Origin of the sequence: Amycolatopsis palatopharyngis, assembly GCF_003385185.1 — a bacterium.
GTDB lineage: Bacteria > Actinomycetota > Actinomycetes > Mycobacteriales > Pseudonocardiaceae > Amycolatopsis > Amycolatopsis palatopharyngis.
The window spans coordinates 16,830-42,300 of sequence record NZ_PQHZ01000041.1; the positions used below are offsets into that span (position 1 = coordinate 16,830).

At 67.1% G+C, this 25,471-nt stretch carries 23 protein-coding genes; 17 read left to right on the top strand and 6 right to left on the bottom strand.

All coding sequences use genetic code 11. The features are described from left to right. Together D0C15_RS25360 and D0C15_RS25365 are read right to left on the bottom strand one after the other, a co-directional pair. A complete protein-coding gene (locus D0C15_RS25360) occupies positions 1-912 on the bottom strand; it encodes a phosphate/phosphite/phosphonate ABC transporter substrate-binding protein (RefSeq protein ID WP_116050257.1) in 912 nt (303 codons plus the stop codon). Positions 913-974: 62 nt separating this feature from the next. After that, on the bottom strand, positions 975-2,099 hold the full coding sequence (locus tag D0C15_RS25365; RefSeq protein WP_116050259.1) for a TIGR03364 family FAD-dependent oxidoreductase: 1,125 nt from the start codon (positions 2,097-2,099) through the stop codon (positions 975-977). Between the two features lie 152 nt (positions 2,100-2,251). Between D0C15_RS25365 and D0C15_RS25370 the strand changes: the two genes are divergently transcribed. Continuing rightward, entirely contained in the window at positions 2,252-3,028 is a 777-nt protein-coding gene (locus D0C15_RS25370) for a GntR family transcriptional regulator (RefSeq protein WP_116050261.1), read from the top strand. Beyond that, complete coding sequence (locus D0C15_RS25375) at positions 3,025-3,702, top strand: phosphonatase-like hydrolase (protein ID WP_116050264.1); 678 nt, start codon at positions 3,025-3,027, stop codon at positions 3,700-3,702. The genes D0C15_RS25370 and D0C15_RS25375 overlap by 4 nt, the downstream gene beginning before the upstream one ends. A gap of 13 nt (positions 3,703-3,715) precedes the next feature. On the opposite strand, the gene D0C15_RS25380 is transcribed toward D0C15_RS25375, so the two are convergent. Then, positions 3,716-4,618, bottom strand: coding sequence for a LysR family transcriptional regulator (locus D0C15_RS25380; protein ID WP_116050266.1), 903 nt, complete (start codon positions 4,616-4,618; stop codon positions 3,716-3,718). Positions 4,619-4,700: 82 nt separating this feature from the next. Here D0C15_RS25380 and D0C15_RS25385 point away from each other — a divergent pair, with 82 nt between their 5' ends. The 11 genes from D0C15_RS25385 to D0C15_RS25435 all read left to right on the top strand — a co-directional run bounded on the left by D0C15_RS25385 (position 4,701) and on the right by D0C15_RS25435 (position 17,102). Further along, the gene (locus tag D0C15_RS25385) at positions 4,701-5,678 is read left to right on the top strand and encodes a DMT family transporter (protein ID WP_425455423.1); all 978 of its coding nucleotides are present in this window, start codon (positions 4,701-4,703) and stop codon (positions 5,676-5,678) included. 176 nt (positions 5,679-5,854) lie between these two features. Further along, a complete protein-coding gene (locus tag D0C15_RS25390) occupies positions 5,855-7,093 on the top strand; it encodes an amino acid ABC transporter substrate-binding protein (protein WP_245976212.1) in 1,239 nt (412 codons plus the stop codon). Positions 7,094-7,100: 7 nt separating this feature from the next. After that, the gene (locus D0C15_RS25395; RefSeq protein ID WP_116050272.1) at positions 7,101-7,985 is read left to right on the top strand and encodes a branched-chain amino acid ABC transporter permease; all 885 of its coding nucleotides are present in this window, start codon (positions 7,101-7,103) and stop codon (positions 7,983-7,985) included. Positions 7,986-8,028: 43 nt separating this feature from the next. After that, entirely contained in the window at positions 8,029-9,072 is a 1,044-nt protein-coding gene (locus D0C15_RS25400; protein ID WP_116050274.1) for a branched-chain amino acid ABC transporter permease, read from the top strand. Further along, a complete protein-coding gene (locus D0C15_RS25405) occupies positions 9,069-9,830 on the top strand; it encodes an ABC transporter ATP-binding protein (protein ID WP_116050276.1) in 762 nt (253 codons plus the stop codon). Before D0C15_RS25400 ends, D0C15_RS25405 begins: the two co-directional genes overlap by 4 nt. Beyond that, positions 9,820-10,638, top strand: coding sequence for an ABC transporter ATP-binding protein (locus D0C15_RS25410; RefSeq protein ID WP_245976214.1), 819 nt, complete (start codon positions 9,820-9,822; stop codon positions 10,636-10,638). Before D0C15_RS25405 ends, D0C15_RS25410 begins: the two co-directional genes overlap by 11 nt. Positions 10,639-10,670: 32 nt before the next feature. After that, positions 10,671-11,825 (top strand): Gfo/Idh/MocA family protein, encoded by a 1,155-nt coding sequence (locus D0C15_RS25415; protein ID WP_245976216.1) that lies wholly within the window; start codon positions 10,671-10,673, stop codon positions 11,823-11,825. Continuing rightward, positions 11,822-12,991 carry a dihydrodipicolinate synthase family protein gene (locus D0C15_RS25420; RefSeq protein ID WP_116050279.1) on the top strand — a complete coding sequence of 390 codons (1,170 nt, stop codon included), beginning with the start codon at positions 11,822-11,824 and terminating at the stop codon, positions 12,989-12,991. Before D0C15_RS25415 ends, D0C15_RS25420 begins: the two co-directional genes overlap by 4 nt. Continuing rightward, a complete protein-coding gene (locus D0C15_RS25425) occupies positions 12,988-13,911 on the top strand; it encodes a sugar phosphate isomerase/epimerase family protein (RefSeq protein ID WP_116050282.1) in 924 nt (307 codons plus the stop codon). The genes D0C15_RS25420 and D0C15_RS25425 overlap by 4 nt, the downstream gene beginning before the upstream one ends. Positions 13,912-13,954: 43 nt before the next feature. Beyond that, positions 13,955-14,677 carry a hypothetical protein gene (locus D0C15_RS25430; RefSeq protein ID WP_116050284.1) on the top strand — a complete coding sequence of 241 codons (723 nt, stop codon included), beginning with the start codon at positions 13,955-13,957 and terminating at the stop codon, positions 14,675-14,677. A gap of 106 nt (positions 14,678-14,783) precedes the next feature. Continuing rightward, on the top strand, positions 14,784-17,102 hold the full coding sequence (locus tag D0C15_RS25435) for a PQQ-dependent sugar dehydrogenase (RefSeq protein WP_116050286.1): 2,319 nt from the start codon (positions 14,784-14,786) through the stop codon (positions 17,100-17,102). A gap of 270 nt (positions 17,103-17,372) precedes the next feature. Here D0C15_RS25435 and D0C15_RS25440 read toward each other — a convergent pair whose 3' ends face one another. Both D0C15_RS25440 and D0C15_RS25445 read right to left on the bottom strand, forming a co-directional pair. Then, entirely contained in the window at positions 17,373-19,031 is a 1,659-nt protein-coding gene (locus D0C15_RS25440; protein WP_116050289.1) for an FAD-dependent oxidoreductase, read from the bottom strand. A gap of 24 nt (positions 19,032-19,055) precedes the next feature. Then, positions 19,056-19,964: an AurF N-oxygenase family protein gene (locus D0C15_RS25445; RefSeq protein WP_116050292.1), complete on the bottom strand. Its 909-nt coding sequence runs from the start codon at positions 19,962-19,964 to the stop codon at positions 19,056-19,058. A 205-nt stretch (positions 19,965-20,169) separates the two neighbouring features. On the opposite strand from D0C15_RS25445, the gene D0C15_RS25450 reads away from it, so the two are divergent. The 4 genes from D0C15_RS25450 (at position 20,170) to D0C15_RS25465 (ending at position 24,775) form a co-directional block, all read left to right on the top strand. Continuing rightward, positions 20,170-20,871, top strand: coding sequence for a TetR/AcrR family transcriptional regulator (locus tag D0C15_RS25450; RefSeq protein WP_116050294.1), 702 nt, complete (start codon positions 20,170-20,172; stop codon positions 20,869-20,871). A 239-nt stretch (positions 20,872-21,110) separates the two neighbouring features. After that, on the top strand, positions 21,111-21,980 hold the full coding sequence (locus D0C15_RS25455) for a HalD/BesD family halogenase (protein ID WP_116050297.1): 870 nt from the start codon (positions 21,111-21,113) through the stop codon (positions 21,978-21,980). A 57-nt stretch (positions 21,981-22,037) separates the two neighbouring features. Next, entirely contained in the window at positions 22,038-22,892 is an 855-nt protein-coding gene (locus D0C15_RS25460) for a class I SAM-dependent methyltransferase (RefSeq protein ID WP_116050300.1), read from the top strand. A 56-nt stretch (positions 22,893-22,948) separates the two neighbouring features. Then, positions 22,949-24,775, top strand: coding sequence for a choline/carnitine O-acyltransferase (locus D0C15_RS25465; protein WP_425455424.1), 1,827 nt, complete (start codon positions 22,949-22,951; stop codon positions 24,773-24,775). An 18-nt stretch (positions 24,776-24,793) separates the two neighbouring features. On the opposite strand, the gene D0C15_RS25470 is transcribed toward D0C15_RS25465, so the two are convergent. Further along, positions 24,794-25,444, bottom strand: coding sequence for a maleylpyruvate isomerase N-terminal domain-containing protein (locus D0C15_RS25470; RefSeq protein ID WP_116050305.1), 651 nt, complete (start codon positions 25,442-25,444; stop codon positions 24,794-24,796). Positions 25,445-25,471: the final 27 nt, after the last annotated feature.

A 25,471-nucleotide genomic window follows, 5' to 3' on the forward strand; every position in this document is an offset into this window, starting at 1 on the left:
TCAGATGTCGCCTTCTGTCAGGCCGAGTGCGGCCGCGAGATCGAACAGGGGCCGGTAGGTCTCCTTGGTGACCGCCACCAGCGGACCGGGCGGATCCACGTCGAGAAAGGCCCCGACCTTGGCGACGTCGCGCGGTCCGAGTTCGAGCAGCGCCCCGCGTACCGCGTCCTTGAACGCGGGATCGAGATCGCCGCGCACGGTGATGGGGTCGTTCGGGATCTCCTCCGACTTCCAGACCTGCCGGAACTTCGACTCGTCGAAACTGCCCTCCGCCCGTGCGGTGGCCAGCTGCTGGCTGTTGATCTCGGCCGCGTCCACCTTGCCGTTGGTCAGGGCGAGCAGCGCCTCGGGATGACCACCCGCATAGTCGATGCGGACGTCGCCCTCGGCGATCCCGGCGGTCTTCAGCGCGTATCGGGGCAACGCGTCACCCGACGTCGAACCCACACTGCTCAACGCGAGCGACCTGCCGCGCAGCCCGTCCAGAGATCGGACGGGCGAATCCTTCGGCACCCAGATCCCGGCCGTGTAGGTGGTCAGCTCACCGGAGGCGGTCGCGAAGGACACCAGTGGCTCCGCGTTCGCCTTGGTACTGGCGAATACGTAGCCGAGCGGGCCGAACTGGGCCAGATCGAGCCGGCCGTTGCGCATCGCCAGCACCTCGGCGGAGTAGTCACCGACCACGCTGAGTTCGACGGGACATCCGAGTTTCTCCTGCAGTGCACCGGCGAGGACCTGGTAAGCGGGTTTGAGCCGGGCAGGGTCCTCGTAGGGTTCCACCCCGAACCGCACCTTGCCTCCCGGACAGGTCGGTGACGCGCCGCTCGCGTCTTCACCGGAACCACAGGCGGACAGGGAAAGGGCACACACAGCGGCCGTCGCGAGCGCGATCAACCGGATACGGATCGACATTACTTCGCTCCTTGACAGTGGGGACACAGTGGACGGAAAAGAGACAGCGAATCGAGTTCCGGTCAGGTGAGCAGGTCGTCGAGCACCTCGGGGGCGAGGCCGAGCGCGGTCGTCATCCCGATTCCCGAGGTCACCGAGACGACCCGCACGCCGGGATGGGGAGCCTCGACGAGAAATGGATCCGGCGCCGAGGCGTAGACGCCGGTCCACCGTTGCCGGACCACCAGTTCCGGCACACCGAGCAGGTGGGCGGCCTCCTCGAGGACCAGAGAGTCGGGCAGTTCGTCGCCGAACGGCTCGACGGTGTGGCCGTAGCTGTGGGTGTCCCCGATCGTCAGGTCGCCGTCCGGAAGCTGGGTGAACATCAGGTTCAGACCGACCTCCACGAGGTCCGCTCGCTCCCGCTCGAGCCGGTCCCGGACCCGCGGCAGGCTCGGGCATGCGGCGAAGGCTCCGTAGCGCAGCATCGAAAGTCCGGTCAGCACCGCGGGGCCGATCGCCCGGCGGTGCGGATCGCGGACCCGCAACATGCGCAGCGAGCAGCGACGGACGTCACGGGAACCGGCCACGTCCGGGAAGTGCCGGTCGATGTCGTGCCCGACCGCCAGGACGACACCGTCCGCCCGGATGCGTCCCCTGCTGGTCGCCACTTCACCGGACTCCGCCGAGTGAGCCGAGGTCGACCAGTGGAATCGCACCCCTCGCGCGGCGAGAAGGCGGGCGATCGCGGCGACCGCCTCGCGCTGGTCCAACCGGATGTCCAAGGGAAACAGGGCACCACCGAGCACATCCGAACCAAGGGAAGCCAAGCGGCCGACGTCCTCGCGGCCGAGCAGCCGCACGTGGCCAGGGCCGCGCTGCTGCGCCAGTTCGGCCAGCACCGCGTACTCGTCCTCCGCGCGGGCGGCCACGAGTGTGCCCTTGTCCCACACCCGGAACCCGGCCTCCCCGGCGAGTGCGAGCCAGTGCTCCCGCGCGGCAAGGCCGTACTCGAGGGAACTTCCGGTCTGTGCGGTGATGCAGCCGTGGCCGAAGTTGCGCACGGAAGCACCGACCGCATGGCGGTCGCGCTCCACCACGGCGACCGAAAGGCCTCTTCGCATCGCGTGGTAGGCGTGGGCGAGACCGACGATCCCGGCGCCGACCACTACGAGGTCGACCGAGTCGAGCAAGGGATCACTTGTCATGACAAGAACCCTCCGACGAGCGCTGAGTCAGCGTCAAGATGAGTCGCCGGAATGACAAGCTCTGTTCACTTGAGCTTGATTTTGCGTTGAACTGGAAAAACATCTGCCGTCAGCGCGACCCCCGCCGACGAGACACATGTATAGTCAGGTGCATGGAGTCACCTCTGCACGAGCGTATCGCCGCAGATCTGCGCCGGCGGATCTCGGACGGCGAACTCCCGACCGGTGCCGCTGTACCTTCCGAATCCCAGCTCCGCGAGCAATGGCACGCATCCAGGGGCCCGGTGCGACAGGCGCTGGCCACTCTGCGGTCGGAAGGGATGATCGGTGGCGGGCAGGGGAAGCCACCCGTGGTGCGCAGGCAGGCCTTGAGTCAGCCGTTCGAGACGTTCCTGTCCTTCACCCGCTGGGCGCGAGAACTGGGCCATACGCCGGGACAGCGCACGATCGAGGTCGCTCGCAGACCCGCGCCTTCCACGGTCGCCGATGAACTCGGGATCGAGGAAGGCGACCCGGTCGTGCAGGTTCTGCGGCTCAGGTTGCTCGACGATCGGCCCACCATGATCGAGCGCAGCACCTTCGTCGAACCGGTCGGGCGGCTGCTGTTCGACCACGACTGCGACTCCGGGTCGATCTACGCGTATCTCGGCAGCCGGGGCGTGGACATGAGCCTCGCGCACCATCTCGTCGACGCGGTCGCGGCGAACGAGACCGATGGAGACCTGCTGGGGATCGCCGCCGGGGCACCTCTGCTACGTGAACGCAGGCGGGCGAGCAGCGTCGACGGCACTCCGGTCGAGTACTCCGACGACCGGTACCGCCCCGATCTCGTCAGCTTCACGATCGAGAACTCCCAGCGGTCCCAACCATCGTTCGCGCGCCACTGGACTCCGCGCCTGTTGAACTCACGAAAGGAATCAGCATCATGATCGAACTCGTGGTCCTCGACATCGGGGGCACGACAGTGGACGAGCACGGTGACGTCTACGTCGCGTTGGAAGCCGCGGTGGCCGCTGCGGGCGGAGCGCCGGAAGCCGAGGACGTTCAGCGGTGGAAGGGCGCGGGAAAGCGCGAAGCGATCGCGGGACTGCTCAGCGAGACCGGCAGCGAGCCGCCCGGCGAGGACACTGTGGAGCAGGCATTCGCGGATTTTCGCGCGCGGCTGGCATCGGCCTACGCGGCGCGGCCTCCCGAGCCGCTGCCCGGGGTGCCGGAAGCACTGGCGACGCTGCGGCGCCAGGGCGTCAAGGTCGCGCTCACGACCGGTTTCGACCGCGTTGTCGCCGAAGCCGTGCTGTCCAATCTGGACTGGGATGAGCGAGTACTGGACGCGGTCGTGTGCGTGGACGACGTCACGGCCGGCAGGCCCGCGCCCTACATGATCTTCAGGGCGATGGAACAAGCGGGCGTACGCGACGTCGGCGCGGTACTCGCGGCGGGTGACACCGTGCGGGACATGGAGGCGGGAACGAACGCGGGGGCGGCGATGGTGGTCGGCGTACTCAGTGGTGGACACTCCGCGACCGACCTCGGAGCGACGCCGCACACCCACCTCGTGCCGAGTGTCGCCGACCTGCCGGTGCTGCTGCGGTACGAACGCTGAGCCCTCGCGCGAGCTACCGCCCTGCGTGCACCATAACCTGTGCCTCCAGCAGTTCGAGGACGCGGAGCACGGCCGGGTGTTCGATGATCGACTTCTTGACGGCGACGCTGATGTGCCGCACCGGGGTCGGCGCGACCACCGGAATGGCGGTCAGGTTCGCGGGCAGTTCACCGATCCCGATCTCGGGGATCACGGTGATCCCGATTCCGGTCGCGACGAACGGGATCGCGGTGCGGTAGTCGTGGGTCTCGACCGAGAACTGCGGGGAGAAGCCGACCTCCGCGCAGGCCGCGAGCAGCACCTGGCGACAGGCACCGTGGTCGAGGTCGTTGTCGACCCATCGCTGCTCCGCCAGTGCCGCGAGCGGGACCTCGGTCAGTCCCGCGAGCGGATCGCAGTCGCGGACCACCACGAGGTATGGGTCGTCCACGAGCCTGCGCACCCGCAGCAGCGGCGAGTGTTCGATCCCCGGCCGCTCGACGAAGATGCTGATGTCGGTGTCGACGTCAGCATCGGCTGTCCCCTGGAGTTCGGTCATCCGCAGATCCAGCCGGAGCTCCGGGAACTCCGCCAGCAGGGCGGCGACGACCGGTGGCAGCCAGGTCGCGCCGACCGAGGAGAAGTAGCCGATCGACAGGCTGCCCACCCTGCCCTGCCGTAGGTCACCCACGACTCCTTCGACTTTGGTGAGCGCCTCGAACAGCGGCTCCGCCTCTGCGGCGAGCGTGCGTCCCGCCACCGTCGGTTCGATTCCCCTGCCGACACGGTCGAAGAGCCGCAACCCCGTCTCCCGCTGCAGCAGGGCGAGCTGCTGACTCACCGCGGACGGGGTGTAGTCGAGGGCAGCGGCCGCCGCACGGATGGAGCCGGTCGCGACCACGGCGCGCAGGAGACGAAGACGAGGCAGGTCGAGCATCTTCGGATAGTACAGTGCTACTTAACGGTAGTGAAGTAATAATCGCTTGTGCTGTCGAATGAGGATCGCGACGATAGCTCATGTGACTGAACTACTCCCGACCACAGGACAGGGCCAGGAAGGCCGTTCGTCGATTCTGTCCGAGCGGAACAAGGCAACAGCTGCCGTCGTCCTGACGGTGGTGCTGTGGGCCTCGTCGTTCGTGGCGATCCGGGGAGTCGGGCACGCGCTGTCCCCAGCGCCGCTGGCGCTACTCCGGCTCGCGGTCGCGGGTGTCGCGCTGACCGTACTGATGGTGCTGCGCCACCGGCGCGTGCCGCGAATCCCGACCTCGCCGAAGTCGCTGCGGCTCATCGTCGCGTACGGCGTGTTGTGGCTTGCCGGATACACCGTGGTTCTCAACGCCGCCGAACGTCATGTCGACGCCGGCACGGCGGCGATGTTGGTCAACAGCGCCCCGCTACTGGTCGCGTTCGGGGCGGGCCTGCTCCTCGGCGAGGGTTTCCCGCGAACACTCATCGCCGGTTCCTTCGTCGCACTCGCCGGGATCGTCGTCATCGGACTGGGATCGAGCGGGGACAGCGACCTGATCGGAGTCTTGCTGTGCATACTCGCCGCGATCCTGTACGCGGCAGGGGTACTCATCCAGAAGGTGACGTTGCGCAGCGTCGACGGCGCCACGGTCACCTGGCTCGGCTGCGTGATCGGCACCGCGGTCCTGCTGCCGTGGGTGCCACAACTGGTGGACGAGCTGGCCTCCGCGTCGCAGGGCGCGATACTGGGCGCCGTCTACCTCGGACTCGTTCCGACCGCGATCGGATTCAGCACCTGGGCCTATGCGCTGCACAGGATGGACGCGGGACGACTCAGCGCGACCACCTATGCCGTGCCCGCGGTGGCCGTGCTGCTGTCCTGGCTACTGCTCAGTGAGATGCCCACGGCCTACGGGCTGATCGGCGGCGCGATCTGCCTGCTCGGGGTCGCGATCTCCCGGTACCGGCCGCGTCGCGCGCCCGAAGGGACCACCTCCGTTCCGGCGAGGAAACCCGCTGCGGAGTAAGCGCTAGTACGACGGCGCGCCGCACCAGGGACAGCGCGAGGTCCCTGGTGCGGTCTGGCTGAGGTACTGAACCTGATCTCGCGGACGATGCTTGCCTCTACCGGCCCGGGTCTCTATGCTGCTGCCTGAAAGCGCTTACGAAAGCGCTTACAACGTGACCCAACGGCGGGTGAATCATGCACATTCCGAACCATCTCCGACTCGGTGCGCTCGTGGCCACCGCGGCACTCGTGCTCAGTGGTTGTCTCAGTGACAACTCCGGCCAGGGTGCCGGCGCGGCCGGCGCCGAGGGCGGTGACCCGATCAACATCGGCATCTCGCTGCCGCTGACCGGCGACTTCTCCGAACCGGGCAAGGGTGTCCAGCGCGGGTACGAGGCCTGGGCGAAGCACGTCAACGAGAACGGCGGACTGCTCGGGCGGCAGGTCGAACTGACCATCCTGGACGACCAGTCGAACGCCGACCGCGTGGCGGCGGACTACGAGAAGCTGATCAACCAGGACGGGGTCGACCTTGTCTTCGGGCCGTTCTCCACCCGGCTGGTGGTCCCGGCGGCGCAGGTCGCCAAGGACTACGGTTTTCTCTTCGTCGAGCCCGCCGGTGCGGCCGAGGAGGTCTTCACCCAGGGCTTCGACAACCTCTTCTACGCGGCTCCCGCGATCGCCGACGACCACTACAACCACCTCGCCGAGGCCATCCTGGCGATGCCCGAGGACCAGCGGCCCAAGACCGCCGCCTACGCGGCCATGGACGATCCGTTCGCGCAGGGCACCGCCTATGGCCTCAAGGACAAACTCGAGGCAGGCGGGATCCGGACGGTGGCCGACGAGGTGTACCCGCCCAACACCACGGACTTCGGCTCCATCGCCGCCAAGATCGCCGACTCGAAGGCGGACATCGTCGTCGGCGGTTCGCAGTACCAGGACGCGGTGAACCTCATCGTGGCGCTGCGCCAGCTGGGGTACCAGCCCAAACTCGCGGCCTTCTCGACCGCACCGACCAACCCGGAGTTCCCGAAGGCGATCGGCCAGCAGACCGAGGGAATCCTCTCCCCCACCGGATACACGCCAGAGGCGGCGTATCCGGCCAACAAGGAGTTCGTCGACTTCTACACGCAGTCGCACGGCTCCGGGCCAACCGAGGACGAGGCGAATGCCTGGACCACCGGCGAGGTGGTCGCGGCTGCCGTCGAGGCCGTCGGCTGCGCGGATCCCACACCCGAGTGCCAGCAGCAGCTCATCGACTGGTTGCACGGCAACGAGGTGGACACCGTGGTCGGACCGCTCAGCTGGGACGAGGCAGGCCGCCCGAAGGGCGCGCACCTCATCCAGCAGTACGTCGACGGCAAGATCCAGATCGTCCTTCCGGAGGACACGAGGGAAGCCGAACTGATCTACCCGAAGCCGGCGTGGTGAGGCCGACGTGAGTGGCGCACTACTCCTGCAGAGCCTCGTGCTCGGCGTGCTGCTCGGCGGGCTCTACGCCCTGCTGGCGGCAGGCCTGACGCTGTACTTCGGCGTGATGCGCGTGGTGATGATCGCCCACTCGGCGTTCCTCATCCTGGCGGCGTACCTCGCCTGGTTCTTCACCACGCGAACGGGGTTCGACCCGTTGCTGTCACTGGTGATCACCGTGCCGTTGTTCTTCGGCACCGGAGTGGTGATGCAACGGTTGCTGATCTCCCGGCTGCGGCCCGCGACGCTCACGATGATGTCGGTGCTGCTGACGTTCTCGATCGCGCTGCTGATCGAGGGAACCCTCGGCTTCGCCTTCACCGGAACGCACCGGCGCATCCGGCTCCCGTACTCCGGTGCCCATTTCGAGCTCTTCGGCGCCAGTATCGCGGTGGTCAAACTGATCGCGTTCGGGTTGGCCGCGGTGTCGCTCGCCGGACTGTTCGTACTGCTGAAGATGACCCGCTTCGGGCAGGCGCTGCGAGCCACGATCCAGCACAGGGACGCGGCACAGCTCGTGGGCATCAACACCGACAGGGTCGCGGGCTACGGCTTCGGACTCGGGCTCGCCACGGCGGCGATCGGCGGAACGGCGCTCTCGCTGGACTCCACGATCTATCCGTCCCTGCACTGGCACTGGATCGGTCCGCTGATGGCGATCATCGTCGTGGGCGGTCTCGGCAGTATTCCGGGTGCCGCGATAGCCGCGATGGCGCTCGGGCTCGGCCAGAGCCTGCTGCAGATCCCGCTCGGGACCACCTGGGCGCAGACGTTCTTCTACATCGCCCTGTTCGCCACCTTGATGCTGCGTCCACAGGGATTCTTCGGAGGCCGCCTTGCCCAGCGATTCTGACCTCGTACGGGTCCACGAAACCGGCAACGGGCGCATTGCCCGCGTGGCGAAGCTGTTCGCGCTACTGGCCTTGGCAGCGCTGGTGATCGCCTTCCCCGGCCTCGCGCCCGACTCGTTCATCCTCTCGGTCGGCGTGGTGATCATGAGTTACGCCGTGCTGGCGACCTCGTGGAACTTCGTCGGCGGATTCACCGGTTACATCTCATTGGGGCACGCGTCCTACTCCGGCCTCGGCGGCTACGCCACGGCACTGCTGATCCTGCGAACCGACATGAACCCCTGGCTCGCGCTGATTCTCGGAGCGCTGATCGTCGCCGCGATCGCGGTGCCCATCGGTATCGCCAGCCTCCGGGTGCGCGGTGCGTCGTTCGTCATCGTCTCGATCGCTCTCGTGCTGATCCTGCTGCTGGTCTTCCAGAGCTGGGGTTCGTTCACCGGAGGTTCCAACGGCCTGCGGGTACCCCGGCCGTTCGGCGACGACGTGCTGCGCCCCGAACAGCACGAACGATTTTTCTACCTGCACGCCGCACTGCTCGCGGTGGCGCTGTTGTGCTGGTGGGCCATCAACCGGTCCCGGTTCGGGATGGGGCTCAAGGCGATCCGGGAGGACGAGGACAAGGCGCAGTCACTCGGCGTGCCGACGTTCACCTACAAACTGGTGGCGTTCGTCGTATCCGCGTTCTTCACCGCGCTGGGCGGCGGCCTGTACGCGCTGTGGTTCGGTTTCCTCGACCCGATCTTCCAGTTCTCCATTCTGGTCGGCTCCTACATGGTGCTGATGAGTCTGCTCGGCGGTATCCGGAGCCTGTTCGGACCGCTGCTCGGCGCGGTACTCGTCGGCTACGCCATGGAGTTCTTCAAGGCCCAGTACGGCGACACCCAGATACACCTGATCGCGATGGGCGTACTGCTCGCGGCGGTGGTGCTGTTCATGCCGGACGGAATCATCCCGGCCCTGACCAACCTGGTGAACCGGTTCCGCCCGCAGGCGGCATCCATTCGGGAGGTCAGCGCCGCCGAGCTCGCCGAGCGGCGCCGCGAGGCCGAACAGCCCGCGGCCGAAGCCAAGGAAGAGGTACACCGATGAACGCGGCCGCCACCGGCACCAAGGAGACCGTGGGACTCTCGACCGTCGGGCTGACCAAGTCCTTCGGTGGCGTCCACGCGGTCGACGGGGCGAGCGTCGCCTTCCAGCACGGCAAGGTCAACGCACTGATCGGCCCCAACGGCTCCGGCAAGACCACCTTCTTCAACTGCGTCACCGGAATGATCAAACCCGATTCCGGCACGGCGAGTTACCGGGGCAGGGACATCACCGGGAAACCGGCGCACCGAATCGCGCGAGCGGGAATCGGTCGCAGCTTCCAGCTCTGCCGGGTCTTCCCTCGGCTGACGGTCATGGAGAACATGCTGGTCTCGGTCCGCTCCTCCACGTTGTTCGCCCGGCTGGCCTCCGCTCGCCATCACGGCGACATGGAGCGAGCGCGCGAGCTGCTAACCCGCGTCGGCATCGACCACCTGGAGACCACAGAGGCCCGCGACCTGTCCTACGGCCAGCAAAAACTGCTCGAACTGGCAGGCGTGCTGATGGTGGACCCCGAAACGATCATGCTCGACGAGCCGGCGGGCGGGGTGAACCCGGCGCTGATCGACCGGATCGGCAGCCTCGTGCGCTCACTCAACGCCGAGGGCAGGACCTTCATCATCGTCGAACACAACATGGACATGGTGATGAGCCTGTCCGACCACGTCGTCGTCTTCGACCGGGGCAGGCCCATCGCCGAGGGCACGCCGGCCGAGGTCCAGAACGACCCGCGAGTCCTGGAGGCCTACCTTGGCGTCTGAGCGAACGATCCGGAAACCGAACTCCTCCCCTGGTGAGTATCTGCTCGAACTCGTAGACATCGAGGCGGGCTACGGCCGCGCCGCCCTGGTACTGCGCGGGCTCACTGTTCGTGTGCCACCAGCCAGTGTGGTGTGTCTGGTCGGGCCGAACGGAGCGGGAAAGTCCACAGTGCTCAAAGTGGCCAGCGGAATGCTCGTGCCACGTTCCGGTCGAGTGCTGGTCGGCGACCAGGACGTCACCGGCCGCGGTCCACAACGCATGCTCGAGGCCGGGCTTTCCCATGTACTCCAAGGACACAGCGTCTTCAAGGAGATGTCGGTGTCGGAGAACGTGCTGCTCGGCGCGTATACGATAAAGGACAGGTCCGAGATCGCCGACCGCGTCGACTTCGTCAAAGGCCTCTTCCCCGTTGTGGCCCAGCGGTGGGGTTCGCTCGCCGGAGCTCTTTCCGGCGGCCAGCAGAAGCAGGTCGAGTTCGCCAGGTCGCTGATGGTCAGCCCGCGGGTGGTGCTGCTCGACGAGCCGTCGATGGGGCTCGATCCGAAGGCCACGGGCACCGTGTTCGAGCAGGTGGCTCGGATGCGCGACGCGGGCACCGCGGTCCTGCTCGTCGAGCAGAACGCGCGCCGGGCGCTGGAAACAGCGGATCTGGGATGCGTACTCGACCTCGGCCGGGTGCACATCGCCGGCTCCGCTCCCGACCTGCTCGCCGATCCGCAACTCGCCGAGCTCTACCTGGGCAACCGCCGCGGCGCCCCGGGCTCCACACCGACGGCCGGGTCCGCGGCCACCCCCTCGACACCCTGACGCCGAGTTCCGACACCGGGAGCAGACATCTCATGACGACACACACCTACCGCATCCTGATGAACGGCGTCACGGGCCGTATGGGCTACCGCCAGCACCTGTTGCGCTCGATCCTGGCCATTCGTGACGAGGGCGGCATCGCGGTCGGCGACGGAGACCGGATCCAGGTGGAACCGGTGCTCCTCGGCCGCAACGCCGACAAGCTCGCCCGCCTGGCCGAACAGCACGCGATCGCCGAGTGGAGCACCGACCTCGACACCCTGCTCGCGCAGGACGATGCCCAGATCTACTTCGACGCGCAGGTCACCAGTGAGCGCAAGAAGGCGATCCTCAAGGCCGTGGTCGCGGGCAAGCACATCTACACCGAGAAGCCGGTGGCGGAATCGGTCGCCGAGGGAATGGAGCTGGTCAGAGCAGCCGAGGCCAGCGGGATCGTCAACGGCGTCGTGCATGACAAGCTCTACCTGCCGGGCCTGCAGAAGCTCAAGCGGGTGATCGAATCCGGTTTCTTCGGCCGCATCCTGTCCGTCCGCGGCGAATTCGGTTACTGGGTCTTCGAGGGTGATCTGACCCCCGCGCAACGACCCAGCTGGAACTATCGTGCCGAGGACGGTGGCGGCATGGTCCTGGACATGTTCTGTCACTGGAACTATGTGCTGGAGAACCTGTTCGGCAAGGTCAGGGCCGTCACCGCGAAGGCGGTCACGCATATCCCCGAGCGCTGGGACGAGCACGGGCAGCCTTACACCGCGACGGCCGACGATGCGGCGTACGCGATCTTCGAGCTGGACGGGGACGTGATCGCCCAGGTCAATTCCTCGTGGGCGGTGCGCGTCGAGCGCAAGGAACTCGTGGAGTTCCAGGTCGACGGAACGCACGGTTCCGCGGTGGCGGGCTTGTTCGGTTGCCGGGTACAACCACGCGTCCGGACACCGAAGCCGGTGTGGAACCCAGATCTGCCCACCACCGAGGACTTTCGCGCCCAGTGGGACGAGGTCCCGGACAACCAGGAATTCGGCAACGGGTTCCGCGCGCAGTGGGAGCAGTTCCTGCTCGACGTGCATCACGGCAGGCCGCATCCCTATGACCTCGCGGCAGGGGTCCGCGGGCTACGACTGGTCGACGCCGGGCTCGCGTCCTCCACGGAGGGTCGCAGGATCGCGCTGTCCGAGGAAGGTGCCGCATGACCGATCGAGCCGGCGCGATTTCGCTGCCCACTGTGGACGGCAACTGGAAAATCGTCGAACTCCGTGAACCACGCCGGTGGAAAGATCACCCGCGGCCCTACTCCTCCCGGGTGGCGTTCGCCGCGGCGCACGTCGTGGCCGACCCGTTCGGGGACAACACTCCTGGCGCGCCCGCCGTCGTGGACTGGGAGTCCACACTGGCCTTCCGGCGTGAGCTGTTCCGGTACGGGCTCGGCGTGGCCGAGGCGATGGACACCGCACAGCGGAACATGGGTCTCGACTGGCTCGCCGTGCGGGAACTCGTCAGCCGCAGCGCCGAGCAGGCCCGTGCCTACGAAGCCAGGATCGCCTCCGGTGCGGGCACGGACCACCGCACCGACATCACCGGCGTCGACGAGGTCATCGCGGCCTACGAGGAACAGGTCGCATTCGTGGAATCAACCGGCTCGCAGGTGATCGTGATGGCCTCGCGCCAGCTCGCCCGCGAGGCGCGCTCCGCGGACGACTACCGGCGGGTGTACGACACGATTCTGCGGCAGGTGGCCGAACCGGTGATCCTGCACTGGCTCGGCGCGGCGTTCGACCCGCAACTGGCAGGCTACTGGGGTTCCACCGACATACCCACGGCGACCGAAACGTTCCTCGGTCTGGTTCGAGAGCACGCGGACAAGATCGACGGGGTGAAGGTCTCGTTGCTGTCCGCCGAGCACGAGCGCGGACTCCGCGCCGCGCTGCCCGCGGGAGTGCGGCTCTACACCGGCGACGATTTCAACTATCCGGAGCTGATCCGGGGTGAGGACGGGCACCACTCGGACGCGCTGCTCGGCGCGTTCGCCGCCGTCGCCCCGGCAGCGGCGGCGGCGCTGGCCGCGCTCGACGAAGGCGACCTCGCGACCTACGAGGCGGAGATGGCCCCCACTCTTCCGCTTTCGCGGCACATCTTCAGTACGCCGACGTTCTACTACAAGACGGGAATCGCGTTCATCGCGTGGTTGAGCGGGCATCAGCCCGGTTTCACCATGGTCGGCGGACTGCAGTCGGCCCGCAGCGTCGCACATCTCGCGCGGGTGTTCGAGCTCGCCAACGAGGCTCGGCTACTACCCGACCCCGACTTCGCCGCGCACCGCATGCGGTTGTGGCTCGAGGCCGCGGGGGCTGCCCGATGACCAGCACGCGTACCAGCGCCACGGCCGCGGGCGAGCTCGACGTCCCGACCGGCGCGCCCGCACGGGTGGCCACCCCGCGTCCTGGCGACCCCCGGCTGGCGCGGCTGGCGCTCAATCAGCGCACGACGGCTCGCTGGTCGCTGCGGGAGGCGGTGGACGGGTGTGTGGCCGCCGGGATCGGTTCGATCGGAGTCTGGCGCGAACCGGTGGCAGAGGTGGGACTTCCGGCGGCGGTCCGGATGGTCGCGGACGCGGGCCTGCGGGTGTCGTCGCTGTGCCGGGGTGGGTTCTTCACCTCGGCCGACCCCGCGGCACGGGCCGCGGCACACGAGAACAACATCGCCGCACTCGACGAGGCCGCCGCTCTGGGCTGCGAAACACTGGTTCTGGTGCCCGGCGGACTGCCCGAGGGCGACCGCGACCTCGCGGGTGCGCGCGGCCGCGCCGCCGACGCCATCGCCGAGCTGGTGGTACCTGCCAGGGAACGCGGTGTGCGCCTGGGTATCGAGCCGATGCACCCGATCTTCGCCGCCGACCGGGGCGTGGTCTCGACGCTGGCACAGGCACTGGACATCGCGGAACAGCACCCGGCTGACACGGTCGGTGTCGTTGTCGACACGTTCCACGTGTGGTGGGAGCCGGGCGTACTGGACCAGATCGCGCGAGCCGGACAGCGCATCGTGAGCTACCAGGTGTGCGAGTGGATCACCCCGCTGCCCGCGGACTCCCTGCTCAGCCGCGGAATGATGGGCGACGGCCACATCGACTTCCGCGCCCTCACCTCCGCTGTGGCGGCCGCCGGTTACACCGGTGACATCGAGGTCGAGATCTTCAACGCCGACGTCTGGGCCGCCCCCGGCGCCGATGTCGTGGCCACGTCGGCGCGCCGCTACGTCGAGATCGTGGAGCCGCATCTGTAGCGACTCCTCCCCCGGATGTTCCGAGTTGGGAAGGACCACGTCGATGAATCGAAGACTGCCGGCCGCAATGGCCGCAGGAGTGCTGGCAATCGTTGGAGTGGCAGCGACCGGCGTCGCGCCGTCCACTGCCGAGACGCCCTCTGCCGGGTTTCCCGGGTTCGCCGTGGTCAAGCCACACGCGACGGACCGGGACTGGGACCCGTTGACGCCGGAAAAATGGACGTTCGCCGATGGCCAGGTCGTGATGACGCAACGCGGCGAGGCACCACAGGGCCCGCGACGCCCGTTCGAGTACGCCATTGTCGAAAAAGGACCGGAACTGCACTCGGTGAGCTATCGGGCCGAGGTACGCATCGACGAGCCCGTCACCCGCAACGACCGCGACGTGATCCTGGTCTTCAACTACCAGTCACCGACGCGCTTCTACTACGCACACCTCTCGCAGGACAACACCATCTACCCGCACAACGGAATCTTCGTGGTCGATGACGCGGACCGTGAGCGCATCGACGACCAGTGGAACGGCACCACCGGTGCCCCCGCGGCGATCGACGACACGGACTGGCACGACGTCCGGTTGGATTACCACGCGCCCTCGGGACAGATCGCTGTGTTCGTCGACGACGCGAGTGAACCCCTGATGACCGCCACGGACACCAGCTTCTCCGGCGGCAGGGTCGGCTTCGGCTCGTTCGACAACTACGGCCGGATTCGCGATGTGACCGTGACCGGGACGAAGGCCGGCCCCAACCCGCACGCCCCCTGAAGCCACGCCCGCCCCGGACGCGCGGTCCGGGGACGGGTGAGGCTGCCGGCCGGCACCGGCAGTGAGTGTCAATCCCACACCCCACCGCGAGGGATGGAGTCCAACGATGGGCAAACACAGATGGTGGGTTCCCGTGATCACCGCAACGGTGCTCACGGCGACCCTGGTGACACCACCGGTAACGGCCGTCGCCGCCGCACCGGGCGACCAGCAGATCACCGACCCGATTCCGGAAGAACCGATCCAGTCCCGGCTCGGCCTGGTACTCGAGGAGTACGCGCAGCTTCCCGAGTCCGAGCCGACACCGCCACCGACAGACCAACGGCTGATGCGGCACAACCGGATCAACTACATCGGCGAGGTTCCAGACGAGTCGGGCCGGATGTACATACCCGATCTCAACGGTCCCCTTTACCTGCTCGAGGACGGGCAACAGCACCTCTACCTGGACATCAAGGAACGCTTCGAGGATTTCTTCTCCGGGCGCGGTCTCGGTAGTGGCTTCGGCTTCGCCACCTTCCACCCGGAGTTCGAGAGCAACGGCAAGCTCTACACGGTGCACACCGAGAACCGTGACGCGATCGCGGAGAAGGAACCGACCTACCCGAACCAGCCGAACGCGTTCGTGCAGAGTGTCGTCACCGAGTGGACCGCGGACGATCCGTCCGCCGACGTGTTCACCGGTTCACGGCGTGAGCTCTTCCGATTCGGTTTCACCACACAGATCCACGCGATCCAGCAGATCGACTTCAACACCACCGCACGGCCTGGTGACGCCGACTACGGTCTGCTGTACCTCGCCGTCGGGGACGGCGGCATCGGCGTCAACACCGATGTGCCGCAGGACATGAGCACCCCTGCGGGCAAGATCCTGCGCATCGACCCCGCGGGTACGGATGGGCCAAACGGTCAGTACGGCATTCCCGGATCCAACCCGTTCATCGGGCAGGACGGCGTGCTGGGCGAGATCTATGCGGTCGGCATGCGCGACCCGCACCGGTTCAGCTGGGACCGAGGCGGAGACAACGCGATGTATCTCGGCCACATCGGCCAGCACGCGATCGAGGCGGTGTACGAGGTCCGCGCCGGTGACAACTTCGGCTGGAGCGAGCGGGAGGGCCGCTTCACGTTCGACCCGCGCAACCAGTGCTACCTGTACCCGCTACCCGAGGACGACGACAAGTACGGCTACACCTACCCGGTCGCGGCCTACGACCACGACCCGCCGCCGAACTGGTCGTGCAACTCCGACAGCGGCCATGCGATCTCCGGTGGCCAGGTGTACCGGGGCACGGATCTGCCGCTGTTGCGGGGAAAGTACATCTTCGGTGATCTGGTCGATGGCAGCGTCTTCTACACCGACGTGCACAAGATGAAGCGGGGCAAGGAGCGCGCGCCGCTGCACGAACTGCAACTGTTCGACACCAGCGGCAAGCAGTTGCGGATGAGCGACTTCGTCGGTGACGGCCGGGTGGACCTGCGGTTCGGCATGGACGCCAAGGGCGATCTGTATTTGCTCGCGAAGGCGAACGGCAAGGTATGGAAGGTCACCGGCACCAAATGGGCGTCGAAGTCGGAGGTGACGAACCAGGTCGAGCGGAACCTGGTCGCGTACTACGACTTCGAGCACCCGTTCGCGGCCAACGACTCAAGGGAACTCGACCAGGGATCGTCGAGGACGCTGCTGAACCTCGTCAACGGCGGCGAGGACATGCGAATCGACGACGGCGCCTTTCCCGGTAGCAACAACGCCGTGCAGTTGCGCCAGGTCAGTCCGGGGCAGAACTCCAACGACGACTGGAAGGCGGGTGTCTGGGACGGCGACTCCGACGGCGTGGAGTCACTCGAGGCGTTCAACGGCGCGAAGGGCGCGACGGTGATGGGCTGGTTCAAGATGACCGGCGAGAACCCGAGCCCCAACTCGAACACGGCGAACCCCGACGATCGGTACAACGCCGTCGGCCTCGCCGGGGTCCTCAGCGGGGACTCCGACGGGCACGGGGTACGGGCGCTGCTGGAACTGATCAATGTGGATGGTGAGCTGCGCCTGGTGGCCCTTGGCCGCAGGATCGACGGTGGGAGTTCCCAGACTTTCGCCGCACAACAGGACTGGCGCGAGCTGCTTCCGCGGAACGAGTGGGTGCACCTGGCCGCGACCTTCGACTACACCACCGGTGAAATGGCGCTCTACCGCAACGGTGCGGCGCTTCCCGGGTTCTACACGAACACCGGTGACCCCTGGCAGGTGGACGGGTCGGGCACCACCGCGAGTAACCCGCGCGGAATCAAGATCGGTGGCAGTTTCCCACAGGACACCAGGGAGGCGAATCCCTGCGACTGCCGCATGGACTCCCTGATGTTCCTCGACACGTCGGCGGACGCCGACACGATCGGGCAGCAGTACCGGCGCTTCTTCCAGCGCTGACACCGGCGAGCGGCACAAGAGGGCCCGGCCACCACCCCGGCCGGGCCCTCCCCGCACCCGACTTCGCAGTTCCCGGGCCCGACTTTGCAGTTCCCGGGCCCGACTTTGCAGATCCGGGGGCCGACTTTGCAGATCCGGGGGCCGAGTTGGCAGTTCCCGGTCGCTTATCCGGCCGGCCGGACGTGCCCGCCCATCGGCGGATCACCCGCGAACCACTGCCACGCAACGCGACGGGAAAGTCCTGCGCCGGAGCACCCCGAACCGAACGCGCTAGCGGATCCCGAAGCGCCGCCCCGCCCGCAGCAGCTCCGCGACCGTGGCGAACTTGACCCTTGGCCTGCCGATACCGGATTCCTCGCCACGCCTGCGCTCGGCGCGGTCGATCGCCAGCATCTCCCGCCTCCCGATGGCGTCAGGCCGGCGACTGTTGATCAGCCTGGCGAAATCCCGCGAGGAGCCGGTCGGTTCCCGCAGACGTCCGGCGACAGCGTCGTCGAACACACTGTCGACGGTCTCGGCCGAGCAGGTTCGGTTGGCGCCGATCCCGCCGGAAGGTCCGCGCTTGACCCAGCCGACCACGTAGGTTCCCGCGTGCTGCTCGTCTGTTGCCGCGCTCAGCACCCGGCCCGCCTTGTGCGGCACCGTCGCGGTGGCCTCGTCGTAGGGCAGATCCGGGACAGGGGCGCTGCGGTAGCCGACGGACCGGATGACGAGACCCGCCGGAATGGCCTCGGCCTGGCGTTCCTCGCCGTCATCCAGGTTCCCGGCGACCAGGAGGGACTCCACCCGATCGGTGCCGTCCAACTCGGCCGGCGAGGAGCGGAACCGGAACACGATGCGCCTGCCCTCGGGCGAAGGACGGGTCCAGTCCACCTTCTCGGCGGGTAGCTCGGCGAGCAGGGCCGCCTTGGAGCCAGGAGCAGCCGTCGCGAGGGCGTCCCGCACGGCGTCGACGTGGTCATCGACCACCACGTCGACGCCGCGCAGATCCCGGAGCGCGAGGAACTCGGGCCGGGTGAACGCGGCATGCTCGGGCCCCCTGCGCCCGAGCACCACCACCTCCCGCACCCTGCTCCGGCGCAGCGCGTCCAACGCGTGATCAGCGATGTCGGTCGCCGCGAGTTCTTCCGGGTCGGAGACAAGGATGCGCGCCACATCGAGGGCCACGTTTCCGTTGCCCACCACCACGACTCGCTCGGCGGACAGGTCGATGGCATCGGCGGCAACATCGGGATGGGAGTTGTACCAGCCGACGAACTCCGTCGCCGAAATGCTGCCTGCCATGTCCTCACCGGGGATACCCAGCGACCTGTCGTTCGCCGCACCGACCGCGTAGATGACGGCGTGGTGGTGTGCTGCGATCTCCTCGTGCCGAATGTCGGAACCCACGTCGACGTTCAGGTGCAGGGTCAGCCGGGGATGGCGGTACAGGGCGGAAAAACTGTCCCCGACCTTCTTCGTCGAGGGATGGTCCGGCGCCACGCCGTAGCGGACGAGACCGCCGGGCACCGGCATCCGGTCGATCATCGTCACCTCGGCCCCCGTGGTCCGCAGCAGGGACTGTGCGGCGTAGGACGCGGCCGGGCCGGTACCGACGATCGCGATGCGCAGTGCCGTGACCTGGGACGGAAGTGAACGAGGGAACCGCGGTTCACCCCACGTGTTGTCCGTGTCATGGGTCTCGTAGTACTGCCGGTTGAGTTCGGCGTAGACACTGTCGGGACCCATCAGCCGGTCCACCGGGAAGATCGCGTCGACCGGGCAGGCGTCGGCACACGCACCGCAGTCGATACAAGTCTGGGGATCGACGTACAGCATTTCCGTCGTGCCGAAATCCGGCTCGTCCGGCGTGGGGTGGATGCAGTTGACCGGGCACACCGACACGCACGACGCGTCATTGCAACAGGTCTGGGTAATCGCGAAGGCCATGTTCGGTGTCGTTCCTCGTCCTGCTCAGAGCATGTCGATGCTCTTGTAGATGGCGATCGCCGGTTTCGTCAGCAGCCCGGACTGGGCCAGGAAATCCATCAGGTGCGCACAACTGGAACGCACCATCGACTTGTGGTGTTCGTTGCGCCGCACCTCGGCAAGCGCCCGCTCGGTGTCCAGCCCCGCCGCGGCGTAGACCCCTTTGTTCACCAGATTCTTGATGATGAAGTACGCACCAGCCGCCACCGCGACGCTGCTGCTGTACCGGCGAGCGGCGCTGACTCCCTCCATCCGCTCGCGAACCTCCTGGCGCGCGAACTTCATGTGGCGTGACTCCTCGACGACGTGGATCTTGCTGGTCGTCCGCACGACCGGTAGTACGTTCTCCCCGCGCATCCAGTCCCGCTGCATGACGTCGAGAACCTCTTCGGCGACCAGGATTCCCCCGTAGGCGACCTCGGCCGAGGCGACCGTTTTGAAGATCCGGCCGAGCTCGATCGTCCCGCGACCGGGGAAGTACGCGGGAACACCCATTTTCTCGCACGCCCGCGCGAACATGATCGAGTGCCTGCACTCGTCGGCGATCTCGGTCAGCGCGAACTGGAACTCGGGGTTACCTGGATTCTTGACGTACTGGTCCCGAAGCACCATCTGCTGCAGGATCATCTCGAACCAGATCCCCGTGCTCATGATCGAGCACACCTCGTGCCGGGTGAGGGTGACCCGTTGTTCCTCGGTCATCTCGTCCCACAACGGCGTTCCGTAGAGGGTGCTCCACTCCGGGTTGAGCCCGTACAGGTCCGCCGGCAGTGGCGACTCCCAGTCGACCTCGGTCGCGGGGTCGTAGGACAACATCGCGGCCGAGTCCAGCAGACGCCGTGAGACGTCCTCGTCCGAGCTCGTGTGCTGGTACTGCGCTGCGGAACTGGTCATAGCGGTGAAACCTCCCGTGCGGCGCGGATAGCCGGTTGTACGTGCTACTCGAAGTAACAGCTACACGAATGTATCACACAGAGAGCGCCAACTGTGGGCACGGCCACAGGTGGGTTCGAACATCGAAGCCGGACGGGCCCCGAGGCGGCCTCGGCTCCGCACGGTGCGAGGACGTGAAGGCCGCGGACGGCCGTAGGGTGGTGCGGTGCCCGACCGCAGCTCGACAGCCAAACTTCCGGACCGGCGCGCCTCCCGCTGGAGCGGCCAGCGCGACAAACGAAGGGCCGAGTTCGTGGAGGCGGCCATCGCGGCGATCGAAGCGCACGGTCCGGCCGTGTCCACCGGACAGGTGGCGCAGCACGCCGGCGTGGCGCGTCCCCAGCTCTACCGGCACTTCCAGGACGCGGACGACCTTCACCGGGCGGTCGGACGCAGGGCCGGGGAACTGCTCATCGCGGAAATGGCGCCACTGCTCACCCACCCCGGCGGCTCACCGGCACACATGATCGACCAGGCGGTTCGCACACTCGTGCGGTGGCTGGCCGAGCACGCCAACCTCTACCAGTACCTCACGCAGCGAGCCGGCGGCGGGCCGGCGGGCCAGCGCGGCGTCGTCGCCGACATCAAGACCACACTGGGCACCCAGCTGAGCGCACTACTCGGCGGCTATCTCGCCGTATTCGACCTCAGCCCCCGAATCGCGGATCCCATCGCGTTCGGCTTGGTGGGATTCGTGGAGTCGGCAACGGACCGGTGGCTGAGCGAGCCAGGGTCACTGAGCCAGGAGGATCTGGCCGACTACCTGGCCAACTGGATCTGGGGAACCCTCGACCACGTATTTCGCTCCGCGGGCGTCGTTGTCGACCCCGACGAGCCACTTCCTCCGCCTCCCGGCCTGCCGGAGTAGTCACAATCGCCGGAACGACGCACTCTCGGAAATTCGGGCCGGCTTCGGCCCGATCGATCGAGAATAGCGCCGGTTCACCCAAAAGTATCAACGGCTACCGAACTCTCTGCGACAATCCCAGGTCGGCATCCGGTGTCACGGGTCACAACTGCACACGCATAATGAAAACTCGTCTCCGAATGTGCTAAACCCTCTACAGCCCTGGCACCTGTGAGCCTGGACCTGCGGAGAGGACTCGCATGAGCGCGGTGGAGATCCGGTCGGCCGAAGACGTCGTCGACACGACTCGCTATCCACTGTCCCACCCGGGAAGCGCCGGCTTGCGGGAGGTGGTGGCGCAGGTTCGCGGTGACCTTCGAGAGTACGGGTGCAGTGTGCTCCCCGACTTCGTGCGCCCGGCTCTGCGGGACCGGCTGCGGCAGGAATGCGCCGGAGTGGCGCCGCAGGCGTACTACGAAGTCGAAGTGGTGAACGCCTACAATATCTCGACCGATTCCCGATTACCGGATGGACATCCGGGGCGTACCACGATGGAACGTGGTAACGCATTCGTGGCCCGGGATCAGATTCCCGGCGAACTGATCATTCACCAGCTTTATACGAGCCAACTGTTCCAGCAGTTCGTTGCCGAATGCTTTGGACTTCCCCGGTTGTACGAATTGGCGGATCCGCTGTCCGCCCTTTGTCTCAATGTCGTGACGCCCGGAATGGGACACCCGTGGCATTTCGATACCAATGAGTTCACGGTCAGCATGCTGACCCAGGAACCACAGCACGGCGGGGTCTTCGAGTACTGCCCGAACATCAGGTCCGCGAACGCGGAGAACTTCGACGACGTCCGCGGCGTCCTGGCGGGTGGCCGCGCGGACCTGATCCGGCAGCTCGCGTTACGACCGGGCGACCTTCAACTGTTCACCGGCCGCTACTCACTGCACCGAGTCAGCCCCGTGCGCGGGGACGTCGAACGCCACTCCGCGATCTTCGCCTACAGCGAGCACCCCGGAGTCATCGGCAGCGTGTCGCGAACGAAGCAACTCTTCGGCCGCGTACTGCCCGAGCACCTCGCCGCCCAGGGCAGGGCGATGCGTGGGGACGAACTGCTCGACTGATCCCCGCTGCGCCCGCCCGTCCCCTTCGGAGCAGACCACCAGAGGAGAACACCGTTCGTGCAAGCCGATCCCAGCGGGAAAGTCCTGCTCGACCACATCTACCTGCAACCCGATCCGCGGGCGTACTTCCGTACGTTGCGCGACTTCGAGTACCGGATTCCCCAGCTGGCCAAGCCGTACTTCACGGACCTCATCGAGGAGTACCGGCGCACGCAGGGGGTCACGGACGTCACCGTGCTCGACATCGGCTGCTCCTACGGGATCAACTCGGCCCTTGTCGCGCACGGCGCGACGATGGACGAGCTGTACGAACGCTATGGCGCCGAGGAGTTGTCCGGCCATCCCCGTAGCGCTCTGCTGGCTCGCGACCGGGACTGGCTCGAATCACGAAGCACGCCGTACGAGCGCGATATCCGGTTCGTGGGACTCGACAGCTCCGGCCCAGCACTCACCTACGCGGTCGAGGCCGGACTCCTCGACGATGCGCTGCACGCCGACTTCGAGAACGACGAACCGACCGAAAGGCAGCGCGAGCAGCTGACCGGTGCCGATCTGGTCATCTCGACCGGCTGCCTCGGCTACGTCACCGAGAAGACCATCACGCGGGTGCTGGCCGCATGCGACGGACGCAGGCCCTGGATGGCCCATTTCGTGCTGCGAATGTTCCCCTTCGACACGATCTCCGGACACCTCGCCGAACTCGGGTATGACACCGTCCGCGCCGATCGTGTCTTTCCGCAACGCCGGTTCGCCTCCGCAGGCGAGCAGACCCGGGTGCTGGAGACGTTGACCGAGCAGGGAATCGACACGCAGGGCCTTGAGGCGGACGGGTGGTTCTACGCGCAGCTGTTCGTCTCGAGGCCACGCGACCGGCCCCGAAGCCAGCCCCCATCAGCACATCCGACACCGTGAGCACGCCAAGCGGTACGCGGTTGCAGGATTTCCCACCAACGACGTCGAGGATGACAGTGAACAGCACGCAGGAATTCTCCACCCGCACCTTCGGTAACGAGGACAGGTTGCCCCGGGTGCCGGTGCCCACACTGGAGGACAGCTGCGCGAGGTTTCTCGAGTGGTGCGCGCCATTGCTGACCCAGGAGGAACTCGCCACGACCAGGCTAGCGGTAGACGAGTTCCTGCGGCCGGACAGTCCTGCCCGGAAACTGCATGCGGCGCTGGAGGAGTACGACGCCACCGAAGGCGTGCACAGCTGGCTGGACACCTTCTGGCCGGCACGCTACCTGGGCCGCCGCGACCGCATCGCGCTGAACGCGAACTTCTTTTTCCTCTTCGAGGAGTCGAATCTGGGACAGGTCGAACGAGCTGCCGGACTCATCGCGGCCGCCGTCGACTACAAGCTGCTGCTCGACGAAGAGCGGATCCCGCCCAACGTCCAACGTGGACAGGCGTTGTCCATGGAGCAGAACAAGTACCTGTTCTCCTCGACCCGAATCCCCGGTGCCGTTCAGGACACTGTGCGCGTCCCGTACTCCGAAGAGTGGCCTGGCCCTTCCACCGCCCGCCATATCGTGGTGTTCTTCCGTGGCAACCTGTTCCGCCTCGACGTGCTGGGCCCGGACGGCGTGCCGTACACACTGGACGAACTCGCGTTCGGTTTGCACGAGATCAGGAAGGCGGGCTCGCAGCGCCGCTCGGCCGACTCCGCGGTCGGGCACCTCACCACGAAGGCGCGGGCGGAATGGGCGGCCAGCAGGCAAGTACTGCTCGCCACGGACCCCGGCAACGGCGATGCGCTCGACACGATCGAAACGGCCCTGTTCTGCGTGTGCCTGGAGGACTTCACGCCCGAGGACACCAAGCAGGCCTGCGACCAGCTGCTCCACGGGGACAGTGGCAACCGGTGGTTCGACAAGGCGGTGTCCCTGATCGTCTTCGACGACGGCACGGCGGGAATCAACATCGAGCACTGCGGCCTGGACGGGACCACGATTCTCAACTTCGTCGACACGCTGCTGGGCTCGACGGCCGAGGAGCACTCATCGCGCTCCGGCGCCCGATCCCAGGGGGCGCCGGACTGGGCCGCCGTCGAGTTCGTGCTGGATGACGAACAACGACGCGAACTGCGTGCGGCCGCGGACGCGTTCGCGGAACAAGCCGCCGGTACCGCGACCACTACCGTGTCGTTCGACGACTTCGGCGGCAACGATGCGAAAGCCCTCGGCGTTTCACCGGACGCCTTCGTGCAACTCGCGTACCAGCTCGCACACAAACGCTCCAAGGGATTCGTCGGCGCGACGTACGAGTCGATCGCCACACGGCAGTATCGGCGAGGTCGCACCGAGGCCATGCGAGTCGTCACCCCGGAAGTGCTGCGCTTCGTGGACACGATGGACGATCCGGGCACCGACGTCACCGCGCGGCAGGCCGCGTTCCACGCGGCCGCGGAGAAGCATGTCATCAGGGCGAAGGCGTGCCAGGTGGGGCAGGCACCCGAACAGCACCTGTGGGAACTGCAGCTGATCCAGAAGCGCCGGGGTGACTCTCTCGCGGCGACCGAGCCGCTTGCCCTTTACGAATCACCGGGCTGGCTGACGATGCGGGACGACTACCTGAGCACGAGTTCCGCACCGTCCACCCGGATCCGGTTCTTCGGCTTCGGATCGACCAGCCGCCAGTGCATCGGTGTCGCCTACGTACTACTGCCGGAGCGGTTCAACGTCTACCTGAGCACTCCTCGTCCGGTGGAAGACGGCATGTACGCGTTCGCCGGCGAGCTTCGGGCGGCACTGCACGAACTGCGGGAGCTGCTGGCCCCCGCCACCGTGGAGGACTGACCTGCCGCGGCGCGGGCGCTACGACCGGGGCTCGCCGTACCAGCGCCATGACGTACGGCGCTGGTAACCGGGCAGTTCCGACCGCCCGGTGGCCCACAGCAGTGTCGGCCAGGGCTGTGTGGTCGTGGGCGCGTCGGGGAACAATCGCGCGAGGACCCGGGCGCACAGATCGGCGGGTGGATCCCAGGTGAGGCCGAGTCCCTCGGCGATGTCGTGGATGTGCACGAGGGTCTCCACCACGCCCATGGCGGCGAAGCCCTCGGGATCCGACACCCCGAACCCGTGGTAACCGCGCACGTCGACCGGCGTTGTCCGGACCATCGCGACCAGTAGCGCCCCTGTCGCCTCCAGCACCTGTAACAGCCCGGCGGGCCCGGCCGTCCGGTTCACGTGGATGGTGTTCGCCGGACCTCCCGGCCTGCGGCGCTCCACCAGGACCGGGAGGTCGTCGTCCAGCGCGGGTTTGCTGGGTCCGAGCTGCGCGGCGTAGGCGAACAGGTCGTCACTGAGATGTTCAACGGTCTCCCAGCGGTCCCATTCCAGTGAGCCTGCCTTGCTGTCCCAGCCGGCGGCCGGCACGGCCCGCAGTGCCGCGACGGCAAGCCGCACGGCGTGAGCGACGTCGTCAGCGGTGACAGGAGTTGGCGAATCATCGCCGGATTCGGGCATGGCTGGAACGGTAGCGGGTCGCGCTTC